Consider the following 6,162-nt stretch of genomic DNA (forward strand, 5'->3'; position numbering starts at 1 on the left):
CTGCCGTCGATGACGATGCGATCCGGTCTGCCGTGGCGCTCCAGGGCCTTCCGGAAGAAGCGCTTGGCTGCCGGCAGTCGCGGTGTTCGCTGAAGAAGAACTCGACCGTGTCGCCGACTCCGTCGACGGCACGATAGAGACACATCCATTGGCCGCGTATCTTGATGTATGTCTCGTCCATGTGCCACTTGCCGGTGACGGCGAAGCCCGGGATCAAACACCTAGGCTGCCAATCTCTCGCGATTTCTGGTTTCCACAGGCTAATGACAAACAGTGTCACCAGCGGCGGATCGTGCAGTTCCCGGCGTCCCCGCCTCTTTTTGAGGACCAGCTTTGAACACGGAGAAGTTTGGCAGGTTTGAACAGGGAGATTTTTCGAAATCGAAGGAGTCCGGACGTCGGATACACTGCGGCTATCCCTCTGCTTCAACTGGTTCGTGCCAGGCGATACAAAGCGGAACGGCGGAGAGGCCCTTCCCTTCCGCCAGATGATCGCGGCGATTGTGGTCGAATATGGCCTCGACCGTGGGCGTATCTTTATCACCGGCCTCTCCGCCGCGAATATAGAAGGAATCCAATATCCCGCCGGTTGAATGGGTGCTCCGCACGGAAGGATCATTGATCATCACGTCGGCCACCGTGCGCGCGCCCTGATTCTCGATGGTCTGCGCCGTGTAGCTGCCTATGTTGAACGGCGTATCCATGATGTCGCCGAGCAGGCCCAGGCGTCCCCCTCGCGCAACTTGTCCCCCGGGATACGCTTCCGGCAGGGTGCCGATCGTTGCGGTCAGGGGCACACCGCCTAGCCCCTCCACCACGATGCGTTCGAGCACCGTCGCTTCCTGCGCAGCTGCGTCCTGACCGATCACGGCCAGCGCAGCGAACAGCCCAACAGATTTCCTCATGCAAATCCCCTCATCGGCATTGACCAAGATTATTTGCCTTGTCCTGAAGGGAGCTGGGTTTGGTCGGCTAGGAGGCGTTGCTAGATAACATGACATGTCAACAATCAACGTGCTGCTTCTTGTTCCCCACCTTCTAAACAGCGCCGGGAAGATTCGGCCGACAATGCCCGTAAGCCATTTGTTGCCTTTTCGAAAAAGTTCGGCATCCTCGCCACGGATTCGGCAGGCCCGGCTTGGTCGGACCATCCGGACGATTCTTTCAAGACCGTTGGTGGACTGAGGGAAGCTCTTGGCGGGCGATTTGGACACGAAGCGTTGGAAGAGCTATGTCCGTGTGGAACTGGGCGGGCGCGACAAAAGGATCAATATCCCTTCGACCCGAGCGGCGGCCGAGTGCTTCTCCGCAGCTGGCCGACGGAACAAGCAGGCCCGCGAAGCCTGCATCGCGGTCCTGAAGGCGAGCAGCCGCCGGAATTTGCGCGGCAGGCTTTCGTCGAGGCCGCCCGCGAGGCCGGAATACTGGTCGTGGGAGTTTTTCCCGGCTGACGCGTCGAACGAAGCGTTCGGGAGGCAAACCGCCCGTCGATAGCGAGAGCCAAACGTCTCGGAACGCGCGCAAGGGTAGTGGCTGAGCTTGAAATATGCGAACTCGGCATAGGCGTTGCCGCATATCGGCCCGAGCTCCTATGGCTCGGAGAGCGGCATCGAAGGCCTCGACGCATATCTGCGGACGAATTCGTGGCCGGGATGTGGAGGCGCTCGCCGCGCCGGGCTGCCTTTCGCGGACGATCGCGACGACCAATGGTGCACGCCTTTCAGGCATAGTGCGATGCCGCCATTGGCCCCTTGAACGGTCAAGTCGGACACGCGTAACATCGCCATCTGAATTGAGTCTGCTTCATTCGTCCGGGCTAATGTCCGGATTGGTCTGGGTATTTCCCTTGCGTACGGATGCAACCAGCGGCGCGGCGTAGCGCGGCAAATCGTTTGTCCATGTGGCGGAAGCCTCCTGGGGCAAAGGCCTCAGCACCCTGCTGCGTATCGTGCGAATGACGCTGCGCCATCCCTGGCAAGTCGCCATCACCATCGGTTCGACCTTCATTGCCGCGACGCTGCAGCTTTTCATTCCGAGCTTGCTGGGACGCGCCATCGATCAGGCGCAGGGCGCCTTGACTGCTGGTGCTGGTCCTGCGGCAGAGCGCGCGCTGTGGAACACGGCGCTCACGCTGCTCGTCGTCAGCATCCTGCGCGGCCTCTTCACCATGGCGCAGAACTACTATGGCGAGGCCATCGGCCACCGGACCGGCTATGAACTGCGGCTGGCTTTCCATGAGAAGATCCAGCGCCTGAGCTTCTCCTTCCACGACCGGGTCCATACCGGCGATCTCATCACGCTCGGCCTGCTCGATCTCGACGGCGTGCGCATGTTCTTCTCCACCGGCATCCTGCGCGTCGTGCTGCTCGGCGTGCTGATCGGCGTCGGCGCTTATCTGCTGATCAGCACCGATCTCGTGCTCGGGCTGCTCAGCCTGAGCTTTGTGCCGTTCGTCGCCTGGCGGTCCTCGGTCACGCAGCTGGCGCTGCGCAGCACCTGGCTGACGTTGCAAGAGCGGCTGTCGGTGCTGAGCCGGGTGATGGATGAGAACCTCGGTGGCATCCGTGTCGTGCGTGCTTTTGCGGCGCAGCGGCATGAGCTGGAAAAGTTCGACCGCGCCAAGCAGGATGCGCTGGACCTCGCCAACCAGCGCGTCGGCATCCGCGTCAGCAACACCAGCGCTATGAACTTCTCGTTCCTCGCCGCCATGGGCTTGGTGCTTTGGTTCGGCGGCCAGAAGGTGATTGCGGGCCAGATCAGCGTCGGCATGCTGGCCCAGTTCCTCACCTTCATGACCATCTTGCAGATGCCAGTGCGCCAGCTCGGCCTGATGGTCAATTCATTCGCCCGCGCTTCGACCTGCGGCACGCGTCTGTTCGAACTGCTGGACACCGAACTCGATATCGAGGACGCGCCCGACGCCAAGGATCTTGTCGTCACTGACGGTGTGCTGCGCTTCGACAATGTCGGCTTCCGCTACGCGGGCGCTGGCCGTCCGACGCTATCCGGGATCTCCTTCGAGGCAAGATCCGGCCAAACCATCGGCATTGTCGGTCCGCCCGGCAGCGGCAAGTCGACCATCGCGCACCTGATCCCGCGCTTCTACGATGTGACGTCAGGTGCCATCACCATCGATGGCCAGGACATCAGCAAGGTCACGCTGCAATCGCTGCGCAAGGGGGTCGGCGTGGTGCAGCAGGACGCATTCCTGTTCACCACCTCGATCGAGAACAACATCGCCTACGGCAATCCATGGGCGCGCGAGACCCGCATCGGGCAAGCCGCCGAGTATGCCCAATTGCACAACTACATCATCGGGCTTCCCGCCGGCTACACCACAGTCGTTGGCGAACGCGGCGCGTCGCTTTCCGGCGGCCAGGGCCAGCGCCTGACCATCGCCCGCAGCCTGATGCTGCGGCCATCGGTGCTGGTCTTCGACGATTCAACTGCTGCCATCGACGCCGGCACCGAGCAACGGATCCGGGCAGCGATGAAACTCTTCGCCAAGGACCGCGTGACGCTCATCATCTCGCACCGGCTGAGTTCACTGATGCATGCCGACCAGATCCTGTTCGTGGAGGGCGGCCGGATCGTCGAGCGCGGCACGCATGAGGAACTGCTGGCGCTCGGCGGACGCTACCGGGCCCTTTACGACCTGCAGCTGCGGCCGGACGATGACCGACCCGTTGTAACGGAGCCGCGTGATGTCGACACATAGCGGCGACGAGAAGGAAGACACCAGCGGGCGGCCGACAAAGGCGGTCGTCGGCTCGCACCGCGACGAGGAAGAAGTCTTCGGCAAGGCCTATGATCCGCGCATCGTGCGGCGCATCTGGAGCTTCGTGAAACCCTATCGGGGCCGGATTTTCATCTCGGTCGCCGCGGTCCTGGTGTTCACGCTGACGCAGCTGGCGATCCCGCTGGTCATCCGCTACGCCATCGACCACGGCATGGCGGCGGGCAGGCTCGACCGATCGGTGATGATCTGGGCGACGGGCGCCTTCGCGACGATCATCCTCATCAACTACGGCGCCAGCTATGTGCAGGAGAGCGTCGTCGGCAAGGTGGCCGAAAACGTGCTCTCCGACCTGCGCCGCGCCATGTTCAGCCACGTGCAGCGGGTCTCGCTGAGCTTCATGGACAAGACCGAGGTCGGCCGGCTGATGTCGCGCCTGCAGGGCGATGTGAATTCAATGCAGGAATTCCTCGAAACGTCAGTGATGTCGGTGGGCGACATCGTGCTGTTGTTCGGCATCGTCAGCGTCCTGCTCTGGCTCGATTTCCGGCTCGGGCTGCTAACGCTGTCGACCATGCCGGTGCTGTTCATCGTGCGCCTGTTCTGGCTGCCGCGCGCCAAGGTCGCCTTCATGGCGGCGCATGAAACCAACTCGATCGCCAACGGTGCGCTGGCTGAAGGCATCCATGGCGTGCGCACGGTACAGAGCCTGGAACGCCAGCATGTCAATTTCGATCTTTATGACGAGAAGGTGCTGGCCAATCTCAATGCCCATCTGAGATCGGCCAGGTATGCGCAGGTGATGGTGCCGATCGTCGACACGCTGACCGGGTTCGCCATGGCGACAGTCATCGTCGTGGGCGGCTCGATGGTGCTGTCGCACAGCCTCGACGTCGGCGTCATGGTGGCGTTCCTGTTCTACATCCAGCGCTTCTTCGACCCGATCCGCTCGCTCACCATGCAGTACAGCGTGATGCAGCGCGCCATGGCTTCGGGCCAGCGCATCTCCGAAGTGCTCGACGTGCCGGTGGACGTCAGCGATAAGGACAATGCTGTTAAGCTGTCGCGCGACATGGACGGCTCGGTCGAGTTCAGGAACGTCACCTTCGGCTACCGGCAGAACCTGCCGATGCTGAAGAACGTTTCCTTTCGCGTCAACCCGGGCGAGACCGTAGCACTTGTCGGCCCGACCGGATCGGGCAAGTCCAGTTCGATGGCGCTGGTGCACCGCTTCTACGATGTCTGGTCGGGTCAGGTCCTGGTCGGCGGGCACGATGTGCGCGACCTGACACAGGATTCGCTCGGAGAGCAGGTGGCAATGGTGCTGCGGGAGCCGTTCCTGTTCTCAGGAACGGTGCTGGAGAACATCCGCTATCATAAGACCGGCGCCAGCCGCGAGGAGGTGGTCCGCGCCGCACTGGCCGTCGGCGCGCACGAGTTCATAGAGAACTTGCCCGATGGCTACGACACCGAACTCGAGCAGCGTGGCGGCAATCTCTCGCTCGGCCAGCGCCAGCTGATCAGTTTCGCGCGGGCGCTGGTCGCCGACGCCAAGATCCTTGTGCTCGACGAAGCCACGGCCAGCATCGATTCCTATACAGAGATGCTGATCCAGAAGGCGCTGATAAAACTGCTGGAAGGGCGTACAGGGCTGGTTATTGCCCATCGCCTGGCCACCATCCGCGGAGCCGACCGAATCATCGTGCTGCAGAACGGCGAGATCGTCGAAAGCGGCAACCACGAACAGCTGATCGCAAAAAAAGGCCTCTACGCCCGTCTCTACAACATGAACTACGCTTCGTTCGACGACATTTCCGAGGAAGAGATGGAATGGACGCGGCCGTCGGCAAAGCGACGTGAGCAGGCCTCGCGGAGCCGGACAGATAGCCCCTGCCGCCTTCTGCTAAGTGGAAGTAACGACCGTGCACAGAGATTCTGACTCTCTGGCGTTGGCTTTGGGAGGCGACGTATTGGTGATAGAAACCCCACCGCCGCCGAAGCCGTAAATCGCCGTCCTGCACTTCGCCAGCATGAGCGGCGACGCCGAGCAGGAATATTTCGGCAAGCCGTCTTTCATGGCAATGGCGATTCAAGCCAGACTGCATCCGGGTGCGCGCATCGTTAGAATATCCGCCCATTCTTCTGCAATGTCTCCAGAATGGCGATATCGATCCTGTCGAGCGACATCGTTCGTGCTTCCTGCGAATAGAACAGATTTTGGCGCAAGGAATAGCGATCACCGCGCCCGGCGACAACCGGATACGCAAACACTTGCCGCGCTATTTATGGTTTTATGGGCCGCCCCGCAAAATCAGAAATTCGAGGAGGAACTAATGCGCGTCGGCTGCACCCGGGAAATCAAGAACCACGAATACCGCGTCGGCCTGACGCCGGGATCGGTCCGCGAATATGTCGCGCATGGCCAC

The 6,162-nt window shown here is 61.7% G+C and carries 5 protein-coding genes and 1 pseudogene; 4 read left to right on the forward strand and 2 right to left on the reverse strand.

Going from position 1 to position 6,162, the window contains the following annotated elements:
• A pseudogene (locus AC0L3D_RS35725) lies at positions 1-202 on the reverse strand (DDE-type integrase/transposase/recombinase); the annotation flags it as partial.
• A 211-nt stretch (positions 203-413) separates the two neighbouring features.
• Positions 414-932 (reverse strand): TonB-dependent receptor plug domain-containing protein, encoded by a 519-nt coding sequence (locus AC0L3D_RS35730; protein WP_473647424.1) that lies wholly within the window; start codon positions 930-932, stop codon positions 414-416.
• A gap of 366 nt (positions 933-1,298) precedes the next feature.
• Between AC0L3D_RS35730 and AC0L3D_RS35735 the strand changes: the two genes are divergently transcribed.
• The 4 genes from AC0L3D_RS35735 to AC0L3D_RS35750 all read left to right on the forward strand — a co-directional run.
• Positions 1,299-1,451, forward strand: a complete 153-nt coding sequence (locus AC0L3D_RS35735) for a DUF982 domain-containing protein (RefSeq protein ID WP_473647425.1) — start codon at positions 1,299-1,301, stop codon at positions 1,449-1,451.
• 449 nt (positions 1,452-1,900) lie between these two features.
• Positions 1,901-3,718, forward strand: coding sequence for an ABC transporter ATP-binding protein (locus AC0L3D_RS35740; protein ID WP_473647426.1), 1,818 nt, complete (start codon positions 1,901-1,903; stop codon positions 3,716-3,718).
• Positions 3,705-5,675 carry an ABC transporter ATP-binding protein gene (locus tag AC0L3D_RS35745; protein WP_473647427.1) on the forward strand — a complete coding sequence of 657 codons (1,971 nt, stop codon included), beginning with the start codon at positions 3,705-3,707 and terminating at the stop codon, positions 5,673-5,675. Before AC0L3D_RS35740 ends, AC0L3D_RS35745 begins: the two co-directional genes overlap by 14 nt.
• A gap of 91 nt (positions 5,676-5,766) precedes the next feature.
• On the forward strand, positions 5,767-6,162 hold a 396-nt coding region (locus AC0L3D_RS35750; RefSeq protein WP_473647428.1), incomplete at its 3' end, for a hypothetical protein.

This window comes from Mesorhizobium sp. WSM4837, assembly GCF_055811435.1.